Below are 1,624 nucleotides of genomic sequence, written 5' to 3'. Positions count from 1 at the left end.
ATCCTGCCGTGACTCTGATATACTATTGAGCCGTGTCATCCCGCTACCAGATAATAGTATCGACCTTGAGTCCCCTGAAGCAAAGGTTCTTCAGGATACTCTGGTTGACAAACGTTGTATCTCTCATAGGCACGCTCATGCACGAGGTCGGGGCCGCATGGCTCATGACCACTCTTGCCCCCACCCCTTTTATGGTTGCAATGGTTCAGACTGCGTCAACGTTCCCCTTTTTCCTCCTTGCCCTTCCGGCAGGCGCCCTCGCCGATATCATAGACCGGCGGCGTCTTTTATTGATGACGCAGGTATGGATGCTCATTGCATCCATCGTTCTTGGCGTACTGACCGTTTCCGGCATGACAACACCCCTGGTCCTCCTTGCCTTAACCTTCTTTCTTGCGCTGGGCGCTGCAGTAAATGCCCCTTCCTGGCAGGCGATCATCCCTGAACTGGTGGAGCGCAACGAGTTGCCTTCGGCAATAGCCCTTGGTTCGGTGGGATTTAACCTTGCGCGTGCCGTGGGACCCGTAATCGGTGGTTTGATCGTTGCAGCCCTCGGGCCCGGTATAACGTTCCTTCTGAACGGCATCTCATTTTTTGGTGTTGTTATTGTTTTGAAACGATGGAAAAGGGCGCAACGGACGAGCACGCTTAAAGAGGAACGGCTGGTGAGTGCAATGCGGGCGGGCATACGCTATATCAGGAATGCGCCGGAGGTAAAATCGGTGTTGATCCATACCATCTTCCTTTCCTTTTTCTGCAGCTCTCTTCCGGCCTTTCTGCCGATCATTTCGAGAGAATATCTCGGACTTGGTTCATCGGGGTTCGGGGCCCTCCTCGGTTTTTTTGGGTTCGGGGCCCTCCTCGGAGCAACGTTTTTACCGGTTCTCCGGCAGAGGTTCTCGCTCAACCTTATTATTCTCATGGCGACAAATATCTTTGCGCTTGCGACCGCTACCGTGGCGAACCTCCATTCTTTCATCTTTCTTGCAATTGCCATGGTAGTAGGCGGTATGGCCTGGCTTATCCTTATCTCGACCCTCATCGCGGTGGTCCAGTCGGTTATCCCTGCCTGGGTGCGGGGGCGGGTACTGTCCGTCCACATGCTCTCATTCTTCGGCGGTCTGGCAGGAGGAAGCGCCCTGTTCGGTTTGATAGCAGGCGGGATCGGCATACCCTCAACACTGAACATCGTAGCCGGATGTCTGGTTATTACCACGGCCATTACCTGGAACTATAAACTGAAAAGCGGGGAAGAACTCGACCTGAGCCCTTCCATGCACTGGCCTTCACTTGTTGTTTCCGGTCAGCCTGATTTTGACGAGGGCCCCGTCCTCGTTGTCGTTGAATACAATATAGATCCGGCAAAGGCCGCGGGATTTACGGATTCCATGCAGGCACTCAAAACGATCCGCAGGCGCGACGGCGCTATACGGTGGAACCTCTTTCACGATCTCACGGATCCGGGCCACTATATAGAATCATACATTGTCGAATCCTGGGGTGAACACCTCCGGCAGCATGAGCGGATCACCGTTGCAGACAGAGAGATTGAGAAGAAAGTCCTTTCATTCCACCTTGACGGGAAACCGCCAAAGGTCATGCACTTTCTCGCCGAACCGCTCCC

1 protein-coding gene is annotated in these 1,624 nt (G+C 54.0%); it reads left to right on the top strand.

The window, feature by feature from the left end:
• Positions 1-104 precede the first annotated feature (104 nt).
• Positions 105-1,624: MFS transporter (locus tag PHU49_03870; protein MDD5243131.1), on the top strand; the 1,520-nt coding region annotated here is incomplete at its 3' end.

This window comes from Syntrophorhabdaceae bacterium (assembly GCA_028713955.1).
In the GTDB taxonomy this organism is placed as follows: Bacteria; Desulfobacterota; Syntrophorhabdia; order Syntrophorhabdales; family Syntrophorhabdaceae; genus UBA5609.
This window is presented reverse-complemented; position numbering and strand designations above follow the sequence as displayed.